12 protein-coding genes and 1 pseudogene are annotated in these 22,163 nt (G+C 70.1%); 10 read left to right on the top strand and 3 right to left on the bottom strand.

Annotated elements, in window-relative coordinates:
* Positions 1 to 67 precede the first annotated feature (67 nt).
* The 10 genes from DPQ64_RS16100 (at position 68) to DPQ64_RS16055 (ending at position 16,063) form a co-directional block, all read left to right on the top strand.
* Positions 68 to 1,813 carry an FtsZ/tubulin family protein gene (locus DPQ64_RS16100; protein WP_198662166.1) on the top strand — a complete coding sequence of 582 codons (1,746 nt, stop codon included), beginning with the start codon at positions 68 to 70 and terminating at the stop codon, positions 1,811 to 1,813.
* A gap of 4 nt (positions 1,814 to 1,817) precedes the next feature.
* Positions 1,818 to 3,473 carry a coiled-coil domain-containing protein gene (locus tag DPQ64_RS16095; protein WP_115865334.1) on the top strand — a complete coding sequence of 552 codons (1,656 nt, stop codon included), beginning with the start codon at positions 1,818 to 1,820 and terminating at the stop codon, positions 3,471 to 3,473.
* Positions 3,474 to 3,562: 89 nt separating this feature from the next.
* Positions 3,563 to 4,768 (top strand): FtsZ/tubulin family protein, encoded by a 1,206-nt coding sequence (locus tag DPQ64_RS16090; protein ID WP_115865333.1) that lies wholly within the window; start codon positions 3,563 to 3,565, stop codon positions 4,766 to 4,768.
* A 26-nt stretch (positions 4,769 to 4,794) separates the two neighbouring features.
* Positions 4,795 to 5,043, top strand: coding sequence for a hypothetical protein (locus tag DPQ64_RS16085; RefSeq protein ID WP_115865332.1), 249 nt, complete (start codon positions 4,795 to 4,797; stop codon positions 5,041 to 5,043).
* Entirely contained in the window at positions 5,040 to 6,167 is a 1,128-nt protein-coding gene (locus DPQ64_RS16080; RefSeq protein WP_115865331.1) for a hypothetical protein, read from the top strand. Before DPQ64_RS16085 ends, DPQ64_RS16080 begins: the two co-directional genes overlap by 4 nt.
* Positions 6,164 to 8,269: a hypothetical protein gene (locus tag DPQ64_RS16075; RefSeq protein ID WP_115865330.1), complete on the top strand. Its 2,106-nt coding sequence runs from the start codon at positions 6,164 to 6,166 to the stop codon at positions 8,267 to 8,269. Before DPQ64_RS16080 ends, DPQ64_RS16075 begins: the two co-directional genes overlap by 4 nt.
* Before the next feature lies 1 nt (position 8,270).
* Positions 8,271 to 9,491, top strand: a complete 1,221-nt coding sequence (locus tag DPQ64_RS16070) for an FtsZ/tubulin family protein (protein ID WP_115865329.1) — start codon at positions 8,271 to 8,273, stop codon at positions 9,489 to 9,491.
* A gap of 2 nt (positions 9,492 to 9,493) precedes the next feature.
* Positions 9,494 to 12,343, top strand: a complete 2,850-nt coding sequence (locus DPQ64_RS16065; protein WP_115865328.1) for a hypothetical protein — start codon at positions 9,494 to 9,496, stop codon at positions 12,341 to 12,343.
* Between the two features lie 2 nt (positions 12,344 to 12,345).
* Positions 12,346 to 13,368 carry a hypothetical protein gene (locus tag DPQ64_RS16060; protein WP_157971754.1) on the top strand — a complete coding sequence of 341 codons (1,023 nt, stop codon included), beginning with the start codon at positions 12,346 to 12,348 and terminating at the stop codon, positions 13,366 to 13,368.
* On the top strand, positions 13,361 to 16,063 hold the full coding sequence (locus DPQ64_RS16055; RefSeq protein ID WP_115865326.1) for a hypothetical protein: 2,703 nt from the start codon (positions 13,361 to 13,363) through the stop codon (positions 16,061 to 16,063). Before DPQ64_RS16060 ends, DPQ64_RS16055 begins: the two co-directional genes overlap by 8 nt.
* Before the next feature lie 624 nt (positions 16,064 to 16,687).
* Here DPQ64_RS16055 and DPQ64_RS16050 read toward each other — a convergent pair.
* The 3 genes and pseudogenes from DPQ64_RS16050 to DPQ64_RS16040 all read right to left on the bottom strand — a co-directional run.
* Positions 16,688 to 19,969, bottom strand: coding sequence for an outer membrane protein assembly factor BamB family protein (locus DPQ64_RS16050; protein WP_115865325.1), 3,282 nt, complete (start codon positions 19,967 to 19,969; stop codon positions 16,688 to 16,690).
* Positions 19,966 to 21,711: an ATP-binding protein gene (locus DPQ64_RS16045; protein ID WP_115865324.1), complete on the bottom strand. Its 1,746-nt coding sequence runs from the start codon at positions 21,709 to 21,711 to the stop codon at positions 19,966 to 19,968. Before DPQ64_RS16045 ends, DPQ64_RS16050 begins: the two co-directional genes overlap by 4 nt.
* A 55-nt stretch (positions 21,712 to 21,766) precedes the next feature.
* A pseudogene (locus tag DPQ64_RS16040) lies at positions 21,767 to 22,163 on the bottom strand (hypothetical protein); the annotation flags it as partial.

Below are 22,163 nucleotides of genomic sequence, written 5' to 3'. Positions count from 1 at the left end.
CTGCCGCCGGACGCGACAGGATGAAGGGCCCGCGGTTCGAGCGAACGACCGACCGGACACACTCACAATGACAAAGTGCAGAATCTGCTTCGAGACCGAGACGGAATGGGCGGAGGACAGCCTCGACGAACACCTGCTGGGCTCGCACGCCGACGACGAGACGTCAGTGCGCGCAGTGTACAGCGACCGTCACGAGAAACTGTTCGAGAACGGCGGGGCCGACCTCGGTGACGACGGCGCAGCAGGCGACGCTGGCGGGCCGGATGCTGGCGGCCCCGGAGCGCCGACGAGTGGATCGGGCGGCTCGGCTGGGTCGGGAGGGTCCGGAGGCTCGACGACGCCCGGGCCGCTCGGCGGGACCGACGATTCGGCGGGGGCCGGCGGCTCTGGCGTCCCCGGCGGAGCGGGCGGTCCGGGAAGCGGCGGGTCCGGCGGTGCCGGGGACGTCGACCTGCTCGACGACGCCTACGGCAAGAAGTGGTACATGATCGGCGTCGGCGGCGCGGGCAACAACATCATGGACGCCATCCTGCTCCGGAAGAACACCCTGGAGCACAACAACGAGGACCGCGCGCTGGTGTGGCGCGGCGGGCTCGCGGGCTACGGGATGTTGAACACCAACATCGCGGAGCTGGAGCAGACCTACTACGCCCAGGAGTTGAAGCAGTACAGCCGCAACGACCTGCTCCCGAACGCCATCATCGGGTTCGGCAAGCACGACTACTCCGGCATGGGGCGGCGGTGGGACAACGGCGAGAAGGTGCTCCGGGCCGACTTCGAGGACGGCAACCCGTTCCGCGACCGGTGGGACATGGACCCCCAGCACGTCCGGGACGCGCAGGCGCTCATGTTCGTCCACAGCGTCACGAAGGGCACCGGCTGCGGGTCGACGCCCGCGCTCGCCGAGCACGTGCGCGAGGAGGTGCTGTCGGACGACTACGTCATCGACAAGGCGCTGCTGAGTTCGGTCGTCATCCCCTCGGCAGAGGACAAGTTCGGCGGCCGGGCCCGGACCAACGGCGCGGTCGGGCTCGCCCGGATGTCCCAGACCGCCGACGCCATTATCCCGTTCAACAACGAGCGACTTCAGGACGTGCAGGGCGACATCAAGCCCCGCATCGAGGGCATCGAGCGGTACAACCCGCCGCAGTACACCGAACTCAACAAGCCCCTCGTCGCGTTCCTGGAAGCGTTCACCATGTCCTCGACGCCCCAGATCGTCGACCAGGACGCCACCATGTCGATCCAGGGTGACGTGTTCGACGTCTCCGACAGCTTCCGGCCGGTCGAGGACAAGTATCCGCTCGACCTCGACCGCGAGTACACGCCTGCGGTCATCCTCGCGCCGGTGCTCGGCCGGTCGCGTGACGCCCAACTCGACAAGTCCGGGCTCGAAATTCTGGTCCGGAACGCGCTGTTCCACAACAAGCTCTCGGACTTCGACCCCACGACCGCGTGGGGCGGCACGTTCATCATCTACGGGCCGGAGGAGAAGATGGAGCACGTCTCGCCGTACGTCAACGACAACACGCTCCGGGAGATCATCGGCGGCGAGGAGTTCCTGAACGTCGACGACGTGAGCGGTGCCGAGTCCATCGACATCCACATCAGCCAGATGGTCATCCCGTACCTCGACGACGTGTATCTGTGGGGCACGCTGTGGAACCCTAAGATGCCGTCGCTGGAGGCGATGTACGAACACGCCAAGACGCTCAAGGAGGAGGGCAACAGCAGACAGGCCGAGAGCCTCCGGGACATCTGGCACCTCGTGGACCCGCTGTTCTCGTGTCTCGGCCGGGAGAACATGGCCTGAACCCATGCCGGGACTCGCCTCCCTCGGACTTGCAGGACTCGCGACCCCCGGACTCGTCCTTCCCGAAACCGTTCTCCCCGGAATCGGAGCGGCCAGCGCGGCGACGGTCGCGACCGTCGCCGCGCTGGCCACGGTCGGCGTGCTGGGCCTGTTCGGCGGCTCCGACGACGGCGACGGCGACCTGAGTGGAATCGCCCGGCGGCTCGACGCCCGCGAGGACCCCAAATCGATAGAGCGCGAACTCGACGCGCTGGAGGAGGCCGTCGACGCGCTGGTCGCCGACGCCGACCTCGACCGGCACCTCCGGGACGCGCCACAGCCCGACGCCTCGGCCGTCGAGAAGGCAGAAGCCCTCTCGCGGGCAGTCCGGCGCGACCAGTTGTCGGTTGGCCCCGGCGGGACACCTGGAGGCACTGACACCGCCGACGGCGCGGCCGCCAACGCGGCGACCCGGCTCCGGCGCGAGCAGTCGCCGTCCTCGCCCGCCGGCCGCCGACTGCTCGACGCGCTGGCCTCGCCCGAGCGCGCCGACGACCTCGATGGCGTGCTGACAGACGCCGCCGCGGCGCTGGACACCCAGCAGGCGCTCGACCGCGCGGTGGCCGAGGTGTCCGACTCGGACGGGGTCGCACCGGGTGACGTTCGACGAATCCGCGAGGAACTCGACCACCTCGATTCCGAGACCGCCTCGGCAGTCGTCGGACTGGCCGAGGCGGCCGCCGAACGTCGGTCGAGCGCCGACCGCCGCGAGAGCGAGCGCGATCAGATTGGCGAGGCAACCGACGCGCTCACCGCGGCCGCGACCGGCGCGACCGACGTGGACGTAGGACCCGACAGCGGCCGACCGGTGGCCGAGCGACTGGGCGTGCTCGCCGACGCGGTCGAGCGCGACGAACTCGTGTTCACCGACGGCGAGGCCTCGGGCGGACAGGCGTCGTCGGTCGCCGGCGAGGTGCGCCGCGAGCGCCGCCCCGAGAGCGCGGTCGCCAAGCGACTGCTCGACCGCCTCGCCTCGCCCGGGATGGGCGACCTCCGGGCCGCGCTCGAAACCGCGGTCGACCAGCTCGACGCCGCCTCGACGACCCAGAGCGTCGTCGCGGACCTCGACCAGGACGCGGTCGAGGAACTCGCGGACGACGTGGCGGCGGACCTCGACGGCAGGTCGGGCCCGGTCGCCGACGCGGTTGAGGACCGGATCGCCGACCTCCGCGAGATGCTCGACCGGGCCGACGAGTCGAACGCCGTCGTCCCGTACGCGGTCCGGTCGGAACTGCGGTTCTACGACAGCACGCTGCTGTCCCAACTCGACGCAGTCGGCGGACGCGCCGCTGCCGGCAGCGGCGCGTCCGCCGACGGGGCGGCGATGGAAGCTAGTGGTTCCGCGAAGGGAGTCGGAGAGCGCCGCGAGGCGGTCGCCGACCGCCGCGAGGAGGTCGAGGACCGGTACGTGGACGGGCGGCGCGACCACAACCACTCCATCCCGCTGCACTTCCTCTCGCTGGTGGACGCGCTCCTCGACGACGCCGAGGGGGCCGCGGCGGGCGGCGACGACGCCCGAGCGGCCGGGATGGTGGCGGCCGCAGACGAAACTCTCGACTACGTGGAGAATCTCTACGAGCGCAACGAGTACAGCGTGATGCTTCGACGACTTCGAGGCTGAGACGGTTTTTTGCCTGTAACGTGTGCTAGAATTCGTACTTCCGTTAGGTATATGTGTCCGCTTTGTGGATAAATGACCGACGTACCGACATGGTTTACGTATTTGCTGGCACCGGGCAAGCGGGCAGCGCTATCGTGGACGACGTGTTCGGCCATCGGCGCGTCTCGACCCCCGCCTCGCCACTGGTGTTCAATTCGACCATCCGGGACCTCCGCAACCTCTCGAACGTGGACGAGGCGAACCAGTACGGCATCGCCGAGCGCCACGGACTCGTCGAGCGGGGAACGCCGGGTTTCGAGGAACAGGTGACCGGGGGCTTCGGCCGCAACCCGGTTCAGGCTGACGAGGTGATGTCCGACAACCGCGAGGAACTGCTGGGCACCCTCTCGTCGCACTTCGACGAGGACGACGGCACGCCGGGGGACATCCCCTTCGCGTTCGTCTGCCTCGGACTCGGTGGTGGGACCGGATGTGGTATCGCTCCCCACGTGGCCGACGCGATCAAGGAGTACACCGACGGCGTGGCTCAGATCATCGCCGTCGCGGTGCTCCCCAACACGAAGGGACCAGTATCGGAGGACGACGAGCAGATCAGCGCGGGCCGACAGGCGTGGAACACCGTCTACGGGCTCGACAGGCTGGAGGAGTCCGTCGACGGCATCGTCCTCGTGGACAACCAGCGACTGGCCTACGAGGACGCCGCCGAGGGCCGGTTCTCGGAGTACAACGAGTACGTGGCCTCGGGGCTGGTCGACCTCATCTCCGGGTCGACGCTTGAACGCATCGACCCGGGCGAGTACGACGACGTCGACCCGCCAGTGGTCGACCTCCAGGACGTGGTGACCTCGCTGTCGTTCGACACGCGCGGCACCAACCCCACGCCGGGGTACGCCACCATCGGCCGCTCGGTGTCGATGACCCGGTCGCTGCTGGGCTACCTCGTCCCGTTCGTGGGCGGCCAGGAGGTCGACAGCAGCGCGCTTTCGAGGCTGGCGACGAGCAAGCAGACGCTCTCGGGCGTCTCGCCCGAGGAGGCCGAGAAGGCCATCGGGCTGGTCCGCGCACCGGTCGAGTACATCTCCGGCGGCGACAACCGCATCGAGACCTCGACCATCCGCCGGTTCCTCGAGGCCCAGTGCCCCGAGGTCAACCTCGGCGTCGCGCTCACCCGCCGGAACCTCGCGTCGTTCACCTCGCTGTTCACCTACCGGCGGGAGAACGTCGACCGCATCACCGAGATCGAGGATCGGGCCGACGAGTACGAGGCCGAGAGCGAGGTCGGGCAGACGATATGACGCGCACAGTCGTTTTTATAGGCTTTGTGGCCGTTCTTGCACTCGTCGCCGCCGCACTCGTGGGCGTTCCCGGGGTCGTGGACGGCGCGGAGGATTCGCCCGCCGACGACCGGCTCGCCAACCAGATACAGGAGCAGACCGACGCCACGGCCGACGCGATGGCGCTCACGAACAGTCCGTGGGTGCCCCGGACCGCCGGACTCGGCCTCGGGTTGGCGGTCGGCCTCCTCGGCGGCGGCCTCCTCGCGTACGCGACGCGAGGTGGGAACGAATGAGCCGCGACGGTACCCCTGAAGAGCACGTTCGCCAGCGCGTCTCGGTGCTGGCGGTCGGCCTACTGGTGGTCTGTTCGGCGGCCCTGTTCGCCGCGAGCCCCGCGGCCGCGGCGACCTACCCGGACGCCGACGCTGCCTGCGGGGAGACCAGCGGCGGGCAGCACCTCGTCGGCATCCTGCCGGGCTCGTCGTCGACGACCGGCACGCAGGTGCTGACAGGGTCCGGCGAGAACGCCACGCTGTACGCCGGAACGACGCTCAAGCTGGCGCTCTGCGAGGAGCGGTCGGCGCTGAACACGTACGGCTCCGAGTGGGAACTGTCGAACTCGGAGGGGCTGGAGATACTCGACTCGACCGACGCGACGGCGACCGTTCGGGTGACCGGCGAGACGTCACACGTCGACGTGCTCGGTCTCGTCGACCGGAAGGGCGAAATCCCCGCGGTCTCCATCGACGTGCCGCGGCCCGCGACGGTCGACTCGGAGTTGGCGAACGACTCGATAACGTTCGAGAGCGAGGACGCGAAAACGGACTACACCGACAACGAGACGCGGTTCCTCGCGGCTGCGTCGAACCTCACGAGCGCGGCCGAGGCGCTGAACGAGTCGGCTGCCGCGGTCGAGTCGGGCGAGGCGAACCTGAGCAACGTCACCGAGGAGCAGCTCGCGGCGATCAACGACAGCAGCGAGTCGGTGACGGAGGCGCGGGCCGACCTCGAAGCCGGGCTCTACGGAACCGCGTGGCGCGCCAGCGGCGGGTCGAACGCACTGGCCGCGCTGGAAGCCGCACAAGAGCGCGAGCGCTCGGCGAAGGCGAGCGCGGACGCGGCGAAGCGACACTACCTCGCAACGCTCGAAGCCGCCGAGAGCGACGCGCGCTCGACCGGGATGGTCAATCTCGCGGGCGCGCTCGTGGCCGGTCTCGTGGTCGGTGCGGTGCCGGGCTGGAAGCTGACCGCGACCAGACTCGAACGCATCCGACAGGACCGGGAGGTCAACTCCAGCGTGAGTTACTCCCCGCGAGTGCTCGCGTGGGCGGCCGGCCTCGCGGCGCTCGCGGTCGTGCTGACGCTGGCGGCGCTGTTCGTACTCGATGGATTCGGCACACTCGGAGAGCTACTATGAAGCGAGAACACAGAGCGGCACTCGGCATCGGCGGTATCGTACTCGTGGCTGCGCTCGTGGGGGTCGGCCTGTTCCTGTTCACGACCTCGGAACTCGGCGTGGGCTTCGTCGTGGTCGGCATCCCCGCGCTCCTCATCGTCGGCGTGGGGCTGTACGTCCGGACCGTGGTCTCCAGTCAGGGGACCAGCGAGTCGAGCTACGCCAAACAGCAGGCCACCGAGACGGCCTCCGCGCTCCAGGACTTCCAGGTGGCGTTCGACGGCCGGCGGGCCGAGTACCCCGGCTGGGACGCGACTGACGTGACCGACGAACTGGAGCGGGTCGCCGACGACCTCTCTTCTCACGGCGTGAGCTTCGACACCGAGGCTGGCACCTACTCGACCGAGCGGTTCGCCTCGGCCGACATCCAGGAGCTCGAACGCGTCCGGGGCGACATCGACGACCTCGACGGCGTGCTGGCCGAGTCGTTCGAGACGTTCGTCCGGGACGAACTCCGGCGGACCCGCGACGCGCTGGCGCGACTCGAAGACGCCGGCCTCGTCTCGGTCGGCACGTGGCAGGGCCAGAGCGCGGTCGACGACGCGACCGGCGACCCGGGCGCGCTCGAAGACGTGCTCTCGACCCACCGCGAGGACGCGACCGAAACCGTCCGGCGGGCCTGCGGCGAGGTCGAGGGGCTGCTCGCGGACGTGACCGACCCGGTCGACGAAGGGCGGGTGACCGACCTGCTCGACGACGCCGAGTCGCGGGCCGCGGCCGACGACTACGCCGGGGCCGCCGACGCGGTGCTCGACGCGCAGGCCGCGCTCGAAGGCGACCTGTCCGGCCGGTTCGAAGCCGACCGCGAGGGCGTCGAGAACCTGCTGGAGACCGTCCGGTCGTCGGTGGTCGAGGAGTACGTCTCGAACCGCCACGTCGAGCGCGTCGAGGAGATCGACGCCGCGATGGCGTCGCTCGACTCCGCACTCGACGTTGGCGAGTTGCGACGCCACCGCGACGACTTGCGGGAGGTCTGCGTCGCGATGGTCGAGGAGTTGGAGGACGACCTCGACGCGGACCTGTCGGCGCTCGGGCAGGCCGACGTGCCAGCCGACTACTACGAGTGGCCGTCGGCCGCCGACGAGGCGTACGCCGACGACCTCCGGCGGGCCGACGATCTCGCCGAGTTCCGGCTGACGTGGACCGGCGCGGTCGGCGACCTGTCGGGCGCGCTGGACGACCTGAAGGGCAAGGCGTCGGTCGCCCGGTCGTACGAGGACATCGAGGGCGTGATCGACGACGAACTCCGCGCGACCGCAGAGGTGACCGCCGACGACCTGCCGGTCAAGGACGCCGGCGCGTTCATGGAACTGTACGCCCGGAGCCACCCGGAGGCCTCGTACGAACCCGACGGCCCGGCGCTCGTGGCGGCGGGCGACGGCGAGACGTACGACGTGACGGTGCTCGCGCAGTTCGACGAGGGCGGCCCCAAGCGCGGGGTCGACCTCGAGATCGAGGGCACCGCGCACAGCGACAGCGAGCACGCCCGGACCCACCTCGCCGAGGAGGTCACCTTCGAGGAGGTGCCCCGCGGCGAGTACACCGTCCGGGCCGACCCCGACCCCGACGACTACCGGACGCCCGAGGAGACCGTCGTGGTCGACGCGGACGCGTCGGTCGAACTCACGATGGCGCAGGTCGGCCTGCGCGAGCAGGTGTGCGACGGCATCGAGGACGACATCAGGGAGTACCTGCCCGAGTTGACCGACGACCTGCGCGACCAGTACCGCGACGCGGGCTACCTCTCGGCGTCGATGGACTACCCCGTGACCGACGACTACGTCCCCTGTCTGCTCGCGCTGTGGGCCGAGGAGCAGGGCCTGTCGGTCACCCGGACCGACGCCGACGGCGTGGTCGCGTACGACCGCGCCGAACTCACCGACGAGGTCGAGATGGTCGTCCAGCACAACCTCGACGACGGCGAGGCGATGTCGTACGACGACCTCAGGGACCGTTTCCTGTCGGCACCTCTCCCGGACGACGTCGTCCGGGACGCAGTGACCGAGTCCGCGTTCGCCGACGCCGTCGAACTCGGCGCGAGCGGACTCACACGGAGAGAATGATATGTCACAGGTAAGAGACACGTACACGCGATGGGCGGTCGTCGCCTCGGGCGAGGGAGGCGGTCGCATCGCCTCGCAGTTCTTCACCCGGTCGGACAACCCCGGAATCGACGACCGCATCCTCGTGATGAACACGAATCGTGCGGACATCCGAAACACTATCAGCCACATGGAGTCGAACTTCGCCGAAGGCGAGGACCCCTCCCAGCACGCGCTGGAGTTCGGCTCCCAGCAGGGCGCGGGCAACTTCTTCGTGACCGGCATGGAGGCCGCCCGCGAGGACTTGGACCGCATCGTCGGCAACATCGGCGACCTCGCGACCGAGGGCGGGAACGTCGACGCGTTCCTCCACGCCGCGACCCTCGGCGGCGGGACCGGCAACGGCTCGATCCCCTACGTCATCGACCAGTTCAAGAGCGGCCTCGACACTGACCGGCGGAAGAACTGGATGGACAGCACCATCCACACCGCGTTCGCCGTGTGGCCGTACTACTACGAGGCCCCCCAGCGCCAGTTCAACGCGGTCGCGGGCCTCTCGCGACTCATCCGGTCGCCCGACGGCAGCCAGAACGCCGACATGGTGCTCCTGGCGGCCAACTCCCACCTGAGCGACGACGACGCGACCGGTACCGACTACAGCGAGGTCAACGAGCAGATCATCTCGGCCATCGACCTGATGATCGGCGCGGGCCGCGAGACGCGGGGCGTCATCGACGTGCAGGACTACGTGACCATCCCCTCCCAGATCGGCGCGTACCACTTCACGCCCGCGGTGGCGACCGACCTCAACGGCGGGATGTTCGAACTGGAGTATATGTTCGACAAGGCCGCCGAGAACGCGTTCGTCCCGATGGACGTGGGCACCTCGCGGGTCACGTACGCGGTCGTCCGCGCGCCCGAGCACATGATCGAGAGCGGCGACATCACCGAGCCCGACGTGCAGAACGCGTTCAACCAGTGGAAGCGCGAGCACGGCCTGCTCGGGGCCTCGGGCATGACCAGCCTGACGCCAAAGCAGGAGCGGGGCGACTCGGTCGACGTACTCTTGCTGCTCGGCGGCTTCGACCTCGACCCACTGCTCGACCACTCGTGGGAGGAGTTCGAGGAGTACAAGGAGAGTCTCCAGTCCGGCCGGTCGCTCGGTAACGCCCGGCTGCCGGCCGACGAGCTCCGGCGCATCGAGGACAACCTGACCGAGTACATGGAGATCAACGAGGGGTAGCCATGACGGCCAGCCCCACCAACCGACGCGAGCGCCTCGGGGCGACCCTGCTGGCGGTCCTGCTGGCGCTGTCGGTCGTCGCGGGAGTCACGGGCGTCGGGACCGCGCACGGAGACGTCGACCACGTGGAGCGCTCCGGTGGTCAGCTCAAAATCGCGCTCGGGGACGAGCACTTCAACGGGAGCGACCGGAACGTCACCGTTCGCGTGACCGGCGGCCAGTCGGCGTCGCTGTCCCCGGACGGGACCGCGAACAACGAGTCCACGTACTCGGTCGCAGTCACCGAACTCAGCTCGCCGGAGACCGACCTCTCGAACGCGTCGGTCACCGTCGAGCCGCAGGGCGAGAACGGGACCGCGGTCACCGAATACGTCGACCTCCGGACGCTGTCGTTCGGCGGCTCCGGAGGCGCAAGCTTCGCGGACGGGACGCTCGAAGTCCCGCTCCAGCAGGCGCTCGGTTACGCCGACGGGGACAGCGCGGAGGTCACGCTCTCGGGCGAGACTGCGCCGGTCGCCGACGCGACGGTCCAGTACCGCAACGGCAGCACGGTGCTCGCGGTGTCGCTCGACGCCGGGAGCGTCCACCTGCCCCCGTCGAAGGGAGCCACCTTGGCGGCCGAGCGCGGCGACCAGACGGACCTGAACCTCTGGCAGCTCAGCCGTGAGGTGACCAGCGTCGAGCGACAGGACGACGAGACCCTAGGGGTCGACAGCCCCCTGATCGCTGACGGGCTGGAGTACGACCTCACGATGATCGAACCCGCGACCAACGCCACCTTCGCGAGCACCGTCGCCGCGGACGGCGACGGGAACCTGACGGTGACCGACGAGACGCTGGCGAGCGCCGACGCCCTCTCGGTGTCGGTGCACCGCGGCGGCAACGCGGTGGTCGAGAACGTGCCCTACGAGCGCGACGTGGCAGGCGTCCCGAACGCGAGCGTGACCGACAACGGAACCGCAGTCGCCATCGACGGCTCGACGCTCGACGCGAACGAGACGACCGTCTGGCTCGCCAACAGCACGCGGTACGTCCAGCTGTCCGCCCCGGTCGACAACGGCTCGGTGAACCTGAACGCGACCGACTACCTGCTCAACGAGAACGCGAGCTACCGGCTCATTGTGACGGGCGACGAGTCGGTTCGCGCACAGGTGGTGCCCCATAACGCGTCGGTCGACAACCCCGACGACTCGCTGTTTTACGCGGCCGCGGGAAGCCAGCAGGGCGGCGAGGGCGGTGACGGCTCCGGCGAGAGCTCCGGCGGCCTGTTCGCCGTAGTACCGGGCGGGCTGCCCGTAGTCGGGGTGCTCGTCGGCTTCCTCGTCCTCGGGGTCGCTGTCGTCGTCATCCGGCTGACCGGCGACGACTCGGACCCGACGCCCGACGGCGCGGACGGGCCGGGAGTCACGTCCTCGACCCACGACGAGGGTCACGACGTCGACTTCCGGGTCGAGGACGCCGGCACCGGCTCGACGATCTCGGCCGAGCTGAAGGCCAGACAGAAGGCCGACGACACGGCCTACCGGAACGGCGGGCCGAGCAGCGAGGCGACCGGGCTGTCGGACGGCACGGGGAGCCTGACCCTCGACCGCGGCACGTGGGTCGTCGAGGTCGGGAGCCACGGCGTCTCCGAGCGACGGGAGGTGCGCGCACCGTTCCGGAACCAGCCGGTGACGTTCGAACTCGGCCCGAAGCAGGTCGAGGTCGCGGTCGCCGACGGCGGCGAGCCGCTCTCGGGCGTGCCCGTGACGTGCACCCCCGACGAGGGCCGCCCGCGCGAGGGCGAGACCGACGCCGACGGCGAGGTCACCTTCGACGTGCCGCTGGCCGCCGACGAGGTCGAGGTGGCGGCCGACCACGAGAAGTACGACGGCGACAGCGCGACCGCGTCGGTCGCCGGCGGGTCGGACGCGACCGCGCGACTCGACATCCAGCCGCTCGCGGGCGACCTCGACGTGACCGCGACCGTCGGCGGCACCGCAGTCGGCGGGCTGACCGTCGAGGTCGAGCCGGTCGGCGAAGACGTGAAGAGCCTCGGCGCGAGTCGGCGCACGGCCACGACCGACAGCGAGGGCGTCACGAGCTTCGACGACCTGCTCGTCGGCGAGTACGAGGTCGGGATGGACGTGCCGGGCGGCGGGACCGCCTTCGCGGTCGAGTCGTCGCGGGTTCGGATCCGGGACGGCCGGACCGCCCGCGAGAGCCTGGACGCGAGCTTCGAGTTCAGTCTGGCTCGCAACCAGCGCGACCGCGTCACCTCCATCCGACAGGACGTGGACGCGCTCGTCTCGACCTCCGGCCGGGACGTCGCCATCCCGCGGTACTACGGCAGCGTCGTGACAAGCCTGCTGGAGACGGTCGAGCGACTCCCCCGCGAGGGCCACCGGTTCGCCAGCGCGGAGGCCGACCCCGACGAGGTGGCCGACGCGCTGCTCGACGCCGCCGACGCGGCGGTCGAACTCGTGAACGACGCGATGACTACCAAGCGCAACACCGACCTGTTCGGTGCCTGCGTGGACATGCGCGACCAGCGGGTCGAGTGGCAAGGCGGCTTCGACGTGGCGACGCTGTTCGAACTGCTCGAGGAGGACCGGACCGCCCAGCGCCAGACCGTGCTGACCCAGCTCCGGGCGGTCGACGACCGCATCAACGCCGAGCGCTCGGACTTGGCGGTGGTCGCGCCGGCCCGCGAACTCTGGGACGGCGTGAAGGCGTTCGTCAACGAGGAACGCGGCGACGACCCGGTCCGCGGGGCTGCGGTCGCGTTCGCGGCGGGCGGACTGCTCGACGGCGTCGACGAGCTGTTCGACCACGACCAACTGCGTGAACGGTTAGAGAGGACGGTGTTCTGAACGTGAGAGGCACAGTAACTTCGGAGCGAAAACGGTACGCCCGATGCGGGTTCGCGGTGCTGCTGCTCTGTCTGTCGCTGGTCGCCCCGGCGGCCACGGCGACGGCGCAGGACGGGGACTCGTCGCCCGAGACGGCGGACGAGTACCTCGAAGCGTTCCGCGCGCTCGAAGGGCAGGAGGCGTTTCAGGAGTACAGCGAGTTCGAGGTAGTCCGGGCACAGGCCGTCTCGGCCGTGCAGGTCGGCGAGTTCACCGACGCCAAGGCCAAGCGGATGGCGCTGGTGTACGACGTGCTGACGACGTTCGAGGAGGCGTACACCCTGAGCGGGAACGGCGACCGCGCCGCGAGCGTCGAACAGGCCAACGAGACCGCCGCGCTGGTGACCCAACTTCGGAACGCCGGTGGGAGCCAGTACGCGGCGCTGACCACCGTGGCGCTCGACCGATTCTACCAGAATCAGGGCGAGGCGCTCCACGAGACCGCGCTGGAGACCAACGACACCCGCGAGCGACTCGCGCTGATGGGCAGCGCCGCCAACGCGTACCAGCAGGGCGGCGCGGTCCAGCAGTACTCGAACCTCGTCGTCCAGCGCGAGCGGCTCCAGTCGACCTACGAGTCAGACGTGGAGACGCTGAACGAGTCGGTCGCGGCCGCCCGGGAGTTCGGGTCGCGCTGCGAGGACGCCTGCGGGTCGGCGGTCGGCGCGCTCACCACCCACTCGACCGCGGTGTTCGGACTGTACGGCGACGCCCGGACGACGGACGGTCGGCTCGCCACCGCCGGTGATCTGGCGGCCGAACACGGCCTCGCGGACCGGGCCGAGACGGTGTCGTCGCTGCGTGAGCAGTCGGGGTCGGCGGTGACCTCGCTCGCGCTCGCCAGCGCGATGCTCGCGCTCGGCTTCGCGCTCGTAGTCGCGCTGGTCGCGATGACGGTCGCCCACCGGCTGTCGGCGTGGGCCCGCGACGTGGAGGACTCGCAGGTCGACGACATCGTGTCCGCACAGGAGGTGACCCATGGATAGTCGAACGCTCGTGACGGTCGCTGTGGTACTGCTCGTCGGACTCCACGGGGTTGCCGGGACCGCGATGGCCAACCCGGACACGACCGTGAACCGGGCCACCGTCATCGCCGATGGCGGGTCGGTTACCGAGACGCTGACCTACGAGTTCACCGCGCCGTCGAACGACACTGCGAGCGTCCGCGGACAGATAACCGACGGCGAAGTCGGCTTCGAGTTCGTCGAGTGGCAGAGCCTCGACACCAACCGCGACGGGACCGGGAGTTCGTGGCAGGTTCGCGCGGGCAACAGTTACCGGGTGACCTACGAGGCAACGGTCACCGAGAGCGCGAGCGGCTACTACGACGTCGAGACGGTCAGCGGCTTTAGCAGTCCCGCGTGGGACGAGACGCTCACAGTGGACGTACTCGAACCCGCGTTCGGCTACGTCTCGACCCAGCAGACCGAACTCGTGTTCGAGTCGAACGATCAGGCCTCGACCACGTTAGACGTTCCCATCCCGAACGACGGACAGGGGCTGATGATTCCCGCGGACGTCACGTTCAGCGGCGTCCCCGACGGGGTCACCCTCAGCTACTCCCAGCTACCCGGTTCGATTCCCGGCGGGGAGAGCCAGGCCGTCACGCTCGACATGTCGACCGACTCGTCGGTCGACAAGGGGTCCTACCAGTTCACCGCGACGGTCGAGGACAATCTCGGTAATACGCTCGACGTGCCCGTCGAGGTGACCGTTCGCAAGCCGCCGGTTCTCGAAGCCGGCGACAACGGTGCGGTCGACCTCGGCGACGTGCTGGTCGGTAGCGACAAGACCGTCGACCTGCCAATCAGCGAGACGGGCGGCTACACCGGCATCGACGGCGTCAACTCGCAGGTGACCCAGTCCGACCAGTACGGCTCGATCAGCTTCGACGACCTGCGATACCTGAGTACGGACGCGGGCGGGAGTTCGAACGCAGAGGTGACTGTCTCCGTCGAGGACAGCGCCAACCAGCACAGCAACATCGGCTTCACGGCGTACCTCGAACCCGACAATCAGGACGGCGTGGGCCAGTCGGTGTCGTTCACCGGCCGAGTCATCTACCCGCCGCGGTTCGGCGACGTCTCGATGCCCGACACCTCGATGGTGTTCGACGAGCCCCAGTCGCAGGTGTCTTCGTACACCGAGACCGTCACTGTCGAGGTGCCCAACGCGGGCGACCAGACGATGAACGTGCAGGGCGTCTCGGCCAGTACGGACAGCGGGCAGGTGTCCGCGAGCGTCGCCGACTACGACGGCCAGATCGACGGCCAGAGCAGCGGCGAGGTGGTCGTCGAGGTCGAGGCCGACCCCACGGCGTCCGAGGGAAGCTACTCGCTGTCGGTCGACGTGAACTCCCAGGAGGACGGCACCGAGACCGTCACCAGCAGCGTCGGCGTCACCCACGAGGTGGCGCTGTCGGTCGAGCGCACCTCGCTGGGCTTCGGCGACGTGGTCATCACCGAGAACCTCACCCAGAGTACCGACGTGGCCGAGACCCTGGAGTACCAGGACGTGACCGACCTGTCGATCACCAAGGAGTCCGGCCCCGACCAGTGGCTCACGGTCGTCGAACGCCCGCCCGAGCGGCTGACCGCTGGCGACGCCGCGCCGTTCGTCGTCGCGGTCCAGTTCGACACCGGGGCGGAGCTGTACCGCGAGTACACGTGGGAGTACCGCGTGGAGGGTGACGGCATCGACGCACAGACGATCACCGTCACCGCGACGCCCGAGCCGGTGTCGCTCGAAGGCATCCGGAGCCCGCTGGCCGACCGCACGGACGCGGGCGGTTGGCAGGCCGACACGGCTTCGGGCATGGTCGACACGCTCGACCAGCTGGAGACCAAGCTCCGGGACGGCGGGGAGGTCTCGCGCACCGACCTCTCGACCGGCATCGCGGCCGGTCGCTCGACCATCCTGTTCATCGAGTCGGTCGAGAACGCCACCGGAACGCTGGAGTCAGAGGGTAACGAGGCCGCCCAGCCCGAGGTCGTGAAGGCGGCGGCGACGTACAACCTGCTCGACAGCTACATTGCGAACCTCGAGGATTCCGAACTGCGCTCGACCGCGAACGAGTCCCGGACGGCGGCCCGCGACCGGGTGAACAGTCTCGTCGACCAGCAGCGCAGCTACTACGAGGACCAGCTCGAATCCGGTGACGTGACGATGATCGAGCGCGCCCACATCAACCGCCAACTCGCCCAGCTGGCGTCGCTCCAGGGCGACGAGCAGCGCGCCGAGCGCCTGCGGGCCGAGTCCGCTGGCGCGTTCGAGAACTACACCGCGACGGTCCAACAGGGCAACGAGCAGCGCCAGTCGGCCCGCCAGCTCCGCGAGGAGATGGACGAGTCGATGCTGACCGTGGTGCTGGGCCAACCGCTGATGCTCAACCCCGCGAAGTGGGACGCCTTCGAGACGACGGCCGCCGACTCGCTTTCGGGTTACGACGACGCCGAGTCCTCGTTCGCCACGGCGGGCGCGAGCGAGGAGGCCCAGGACGTCGCCGACGAGCGCCAGCAGGCGGCCAGCCGGTATCAGTTCGCGCGCCTCACGATGTACGGTTCGACCGCGGCGTACGGGCTGGTGTTCCTCGCGCTGCTCGGCTACCTCGGTCGGAACACCTACGCCTACGTTCGGGACGCCCGCGAGGCGGTCAGCGGCGACTTCCTCGTTGCGTCGTAGGCTGGGACTCGATTCGGTTCGACTCCGTTTTTTCGTTCGGCGCGGTGTTTTCGTTCGGAGTGAACTGGTCGAGTGCGTCGCTTCTGGAACGAATCTTTGGCGTTGACCCGATTTTTCATCTGTCTGGCGTGCGCTCGATTCGACTCGTACCCATCGTGCGGCCGGTTCGGCTCTCCACCCGGCGCGCGATTGGGCGCGACGCTCGTGTCGCGCCCAAACGTGCGAGGGACGAGCATCGCAGGCCGGAGTGCAACGGAGGCCGAGAAGCGCAGGAGGCTGGGGAGGACGAGGCGCGGTCGCCGTGCTGTGCGGTTTCTCCTAGGCTCAAGCAGTAGCTAGCTTCGTGAATCACGCTACGTCCGTCAGAAGGACAGAGAAGCTAGCTACTGCCGAGGCACATGAGTCGCCGCAACCTCACACCTCCCCAGCCTCCTCGTTCGCTTCGCTCACTCGTCCACCGTCGGAGCACGCTCCGACGAGCCTGCGCTCGTTCCACTCGCGCAGACCTCGCGCGCGTTGCTCGCGCCGCCGCCGCACGGGTCCAATTATCAATTGCATCGACCAGACCGGCACCGATTCGACCGTCTCAAACTCAAAACAGAATAACAGACTCGAACTCCGAATTCACACCTGCTCGAACGCCGAGGCCACGTGACTCCGAGACTCGCCGGCCTCCCCCTCGCGCTCGACGCGCCACCGGTCGAGTTCGGCCGCCGACCAGTCGTCCTCGTTCGCCGGTGCAGGCCCGGCCAACACGAGGTCCTCGGACTCCTCCTCGCCGAGCGAGAGCGCGATGGGGACCGTCGCCTCGCCCTCGGTCTCCACGTCCACGAAGTGGGTGAACGTCTCGCCGGGGGCCAGCCGGTCGGTCGACTCGCCGCCGGCGTACATCAGGTCGCTGACCGCCTCGCCGTCGGCCGCGACCGACACGTTCTCGACCGGCGAGCCGCCGGCGTTCTCCACCACGAGGACGACACTGCCGTAGCCGCCCGAGACGCGGGTCTCCTCGCCGACCGCGACCGAGAGCGCTTCGGTTCCATCCGGGTCGACCTCGGCGGGGTCGGGCACGCGCGCGAGGGTGCCCCAGTGGACCTGCTCACCGCTGCCCTCCACGGCGTACTCGACGGCCGCCTCGACCGCAGAGACGGGAGCGTCTGGCGCGTCGACCGCGCGGGTCCACTCGACCGTCTCGCCCGCTGGGACGCGCAGGTCGGTGTTCCAGACGCCGAACTCCCGGACGCCGATGCGCTCGACGACGCAGGCGGCGTCCCGGTCGTTGGCGATCTCGACCCGGACCCGGTAGCCGTCGTCGGCCTCGACCTCCACGTCGGCCGCGAACTCGGCGGGCGACACCGAGAGGTGGCGCGCGTCGATGCGCTCGTCGGCCGCGTTCTCGGCGGTGACCGTCCCCGCCGGAATCTCGGCCGAGCCGGTGTCGGCGAACGCGTGGTGGCGCTCGACCGTTTCGGACTCCTCGGGCGCGAGGTCGCCGAGGTCGACCGACTCGTCGTCGGCCGACGCCGCCGCCGACGACTCTGCGGCGAACGACACCGCCACGTCCTCCGCGACCGCGTCGCCCTCGTTGGTCACCGTGACGCGCTCGCGGACGCCCTGCGTCCGGTCGGGGTCGGTGTCCTCCAGTCGACGGTCGGCCGAGAGGCTCGCGCCCGATTCGGACGTGCCGGCGCTCGCGCCCGCGGCTCCGGCAGTTCCCGCGGCTCCGGCGGCGTTCTGCCCACCGGACTCTTCGGCTGTTTCGGCAGCCCCGGCCGCACCAGCAGTCCCAGCAGCTCCGGAAGCTCCGGCGTCGTCTGGGCCGCGGTCGGCTGGCTCGCGCCGGGCCGAGTCCGCGGACTCGGCCCGGCGCGAGCCAGCCGCGTCCCGGCGGTTGCGGTCGTCTCGACCCCGTGGCGGTCGGTCGTCGCGGGTGCCTTCACCTCGACCGCCTTCGCGTCGTGGCCGCGCGTCGTCGCGCCGCGGTCGGCGGGCGTCCTCGCGGGGGGCCTGAGCGTCGCGAGGGCGCGGTTCGGGATCCCGGGGTCGCTCGGAGTCTCGGCGGCGCTGGTCGGCGCGTCCGCCTTCGCGCCGCGGTCGAGCGTCGTCCCGGCGGGGTTCGCGCTCCCGGCGAGCGTCGGCCTCGCGGCGGGGCTGTCGTCGGTCGTCCTCGCGCCGACCCGACGCGCGCCGACCGGATTCGCGCTGGCCCGAATCGTGCCGGCCCGACTCGCGTCCGGCGGCCGCTCTGCTCTCGCTTCCGGCGGGCGCGTCTACCGCGCCGAGCTGGACGGATTCGAGGGCACCGAGTCCCGCGAGGCTGGCCTCCACCGTCGCGTCGTCGGCCGGCCGGTCGGGCCTGAGCGCGAGGACGAACCGGCCGCCGGGCGGGAGTTCCACCCGGCGCTCGACCGTCCCGTCGAACGGGTCGCCGGTCACCGCGAGGTCGTCGGCGAGCGCCGCGTCGGTCGGGTTCGCGACCGTCACGTCCACGAAGCCGTCGCCGGTGGCCTCGACGCCGACCTCGCACGACCGATCCGGGAGCGCCGCCTCGGCGTCGGCCTCCGCGTCCGCCGCCCGGACCGCGCAGGGGACGACCGCGCCGGGGTCGAACGGCGTCTCGACCGCGACGGTGACCGCTTCACCGGGCGCGAGCCGGTCGAACCCCGCGTCGCCGGGCGAGATCGACACGTCGGTCGCCGGCGCGTCGCCGACGTTCTCGACCGTGACCGCGAGCGCGGCCGAGCCGTCGGTCACCGCGTCGAGTTCGACCGTCGCGTCGAGCGCGCCGCCCGGCGCAGCGGTCACCGGGAGCGAGACCGAGGCGAGGTGGTCGTCGTCGGCCTCGACCGCGATGGCCGCCGAGTCCTCGGCGGTCACCGAGGCGACGCCGAGCGACCGCGAGGCTGTCTCGCCGGGCGCGAGGTCGACCTCCCACTCGGCGTCCCGGAGCGCGACCCCCTCGCCGTCTGCTCGAAGGGTCGCCGCGACCGGGCGCTCGCCGGCGTTCGTGACCTCGCACTCGACCGCGTCGGTCTCGCCGGGCACGAGTTCGTCGTCGACCGCCACGTCGAGCGCGCTCGCGGGGTCGCCGGTCGAGCAGTACACCGCGACCGTGCCGTCGCTGACCGCGCAGAACAGCCGGCCGTCACTGGTCGGGTAGACGTCGCCGCTCGGCAGGTCCGCAACCGTGGTGTACGTGCCGTCGGGGTCGAGCGAGACGAGCTGGCCCTCCGCGGTGAACAGCAGGGCGTCCTCGCCGCGGTCGGGTAGGTCGGCGACCGCGAGTTCGCGCTCCCACTGCTGGTCGCCTGTCATGGCGTTCACGCCGACCACGCGCTCGTCCTTGAGCGAGGCCACGACCGTCTCGCCGACGATGCCGACCGACTCTATCGCGCCGTCGAGGTTCCGGTCGTAGCGCCCGCTTCCGTCGAGGTTCCGGACCGCGAGGAACGACCACGCCGAGAGCACGAACGCGCCGTCGGCGCCGACGAAGCCCGGGTCGTCGGTCACGTCGGCGTGGGGTCGGGCCACCTCGAACGCCTGGCTCCCCGTCTCACCGTCGAAGCCGACCAGCGCGTCGTCGTCGGTGACGACGCCCAGCACGTCGGCCCCGGGAAGCGCCGCGATCTCGCGCGCCGCGGGGAGTTCGACCGACCAGACGCGGGTGCCGCCGGTCGAGAGTGCGGTGACTGCGCCGTCGACCAGCGCGTACACCCGGTTGCCGACCGCCAGATCGTCTACCGGCGCGTCGAACTCGACGGTGGTCCGGCCGTCCGCGCGCACGACCTCGACCGTGCCGACCGCCGTGCCGAGGACGACGCGCTCGGCGTCGGCCGCCATCGCGGTGACCGCTCCCGACTCGAACGATGCCGTGGGGGCGTAGCCGCCCGCAGGGGCGCGGTCGCTCACGTGCCCGACCCTCCGCCGGTCGGCGCGTTGGTCGGCGCGTCGGGAGCCCCACCAGTGCCGCCACTCGCGCCGTCCGCGCCGTTTCCGCTCTCGTCACCGCCACCGCCGCTCTCGCCACTGCCGCCGTCACCGCCATCGCCCGCGGCCGACGAGAGCAGGTCGCCGAGACCGCCGCCACCCCGGCCGAGCGAGATGTCGTGTTGCTCGGCCTGATCCTCGATGTAGTCCTTCATCTTGGGGTAGCCTTCGAGGTCGTCGAGCTGCTCGCGCACGCTGGAGACGTACTGGCGCACCGTCTTGGGTTCGGTGTCGCCGAGCCAGTCGAGCAGGTAGTCGGTGTCCGGGGTGATGGGGTCCCGATCGGGCTTGACCACGCTCTCGACGAACTCGCGCTGGAGGTCGCTGCCGAGCACCCGGTCGGCGATCTCGGCGGGCGTGTAGCCCACCGACTCCTCGCCGAGCCGATGGAAGTCGATCTCGTCGGCGTTCGGCAGGTGCTTGAGGTTGACCTCCCAGACCTGAGACATCACATCGGCGTCTGGCTGGGGGATGAACTGCTGGATGGGGAATCGCCGCGTCGCTGCCGGGTCGATGGTAAAGGGCATGTTCGTCGCGCCGATGACCAGCAGGTTGTCCTCGACGTCGTTCATCTCCTGAAGGAAGGCGTTGGTGAGCGAGCGCTCGTGGCGCTGGAGGTCGTCGTCGCTCCGGTCGGGGATGAGGGTCTCGACCTCGTCGAAGAAGAGGACCGCGAAGCCGTCCTGTGCGGTCCGGTGAGCCTGATCGAAGACGGCCTCGATGCGGCGCTCGGACTCGCCGGGATAGCGCGACAGCACGTCGCCGCCCTTCACTTCGAGGAACTTCACGTCGCCGTACTCGGCCTCGATGTCGGTCTCCTCCTTGGCCTCGTGGGCGATGGCCTCGGAGACGAGCGTCTTCCCGCAGCCAGGCGGGCCGTACAGCATCATGCTCCCGCCCCGGGCGGCGAAGTCCTCGCCGTAGCGCTCCTTGACCTCTCGCTGCTTCTGGGGGTCGAACATCGCCAGCATGGTCCGTGCGGTTCGCTTGACGGTGTCGAGTCCGGCCACGTCCTCCTCGAAGCTCTTGGTCGGCTTCTTCGGCGTCACGTCGATGTCGACCTCGTCCTCGCCGCCCCCGCCTCCGTCGCCGGGGCCTGCGCCGGGACCGCCGCCACCGCCTGCTCCGCCGGCTCCACCGCCAGCGCTGCCGGGGCTGGCCGGCGAGCGGTCCTCCACGTCCGTTCGCGAGACGAACTCGATGTCGGTGTCTGAGGTGACCCGGAGGGTGCGATAACCCGACGGCTCCATCGAGTACACCTGCACGGGGACGAGGTCGTCGCCGTTGCTGATGACCTCCTCCATGTTGTGGACGAGGTACTCGCTCTCGCGCATGAACGTCTCTATCTCGTCTTCGGGCGCGCCCCGGACGTGGAGTTCCACGCTCCGTGCCGCCTCCACGTCGCGCTTGCTCACCTTGGCGTCGACGTAGAACGGCGAGGAGAAGTCGATGCCGCCGAACAGCTTGGCGACGTTGTCGTGGAACTTCACCTTGTTGCCGATGCCGCCGACGAAGTCCTCGACCGGTTTGACGTAGAAGAAGGCGCTCACGCCCCGGTGTTCGAGCCGGACCAGGTCCGACCCGCCGACCCGGCTCTCGCCGATCTTGACGTGCGAGGTTGGCTGGCTCTCGTTCGTTATCGGTTGTAGGTTGGTCTTGCTCATCGTTCGCTCCTGAACGTCCGCTGTCGCTGTCGAAGCTGCGCGTCGATTCCGGCGGTCATCGCTCGCCCCCGAACTGGTCGGCCGTCCACGTCACGAACTCGTCCGGCCCGTCGCCCGCGTTGACCGAGCGGCCCGCGTACCGGCCGTTGGCGGTCATCGCCTCCAGCACGTCGGCGAGTACGTCGAGTCGCTCGGTCACCGAGTCCCACGCCGTCACCAGCAGGCCCGAGGCGCTGGTGACGACCATCCGACTGCGGACCCGGCTGGCCTTGGCCGCGAGGTCGGCGACCGACTCGCGAAGGTACTCCAGGACCGCCCACCAGTTGCGCCCGGCCGGGTCGTCCCCGAGCGGGATGACCAGCGTCGAGCCGCGAATCTCGACCCTGCCGTCCTCCCGGAGGCGGGGGGGGGGGGGGGGGGGGCCGGCCCCCCCCCCCCCCCCCCCCCCCGCC

The organism is Halorussus litoreus (genome assembly GCF_003382685.1).
Taxonomy (GTDB): domain Archaea; phylum Halobacteriota; class Halobacteria; order Halobacteriales; family Haladaptataceae; genus Halorussus; species Halorussus litoreus.
Note: the sequence above shows the minus strand (reverse complement) of the source record. Positions and strands in the feature narration are given on the sequence as shown.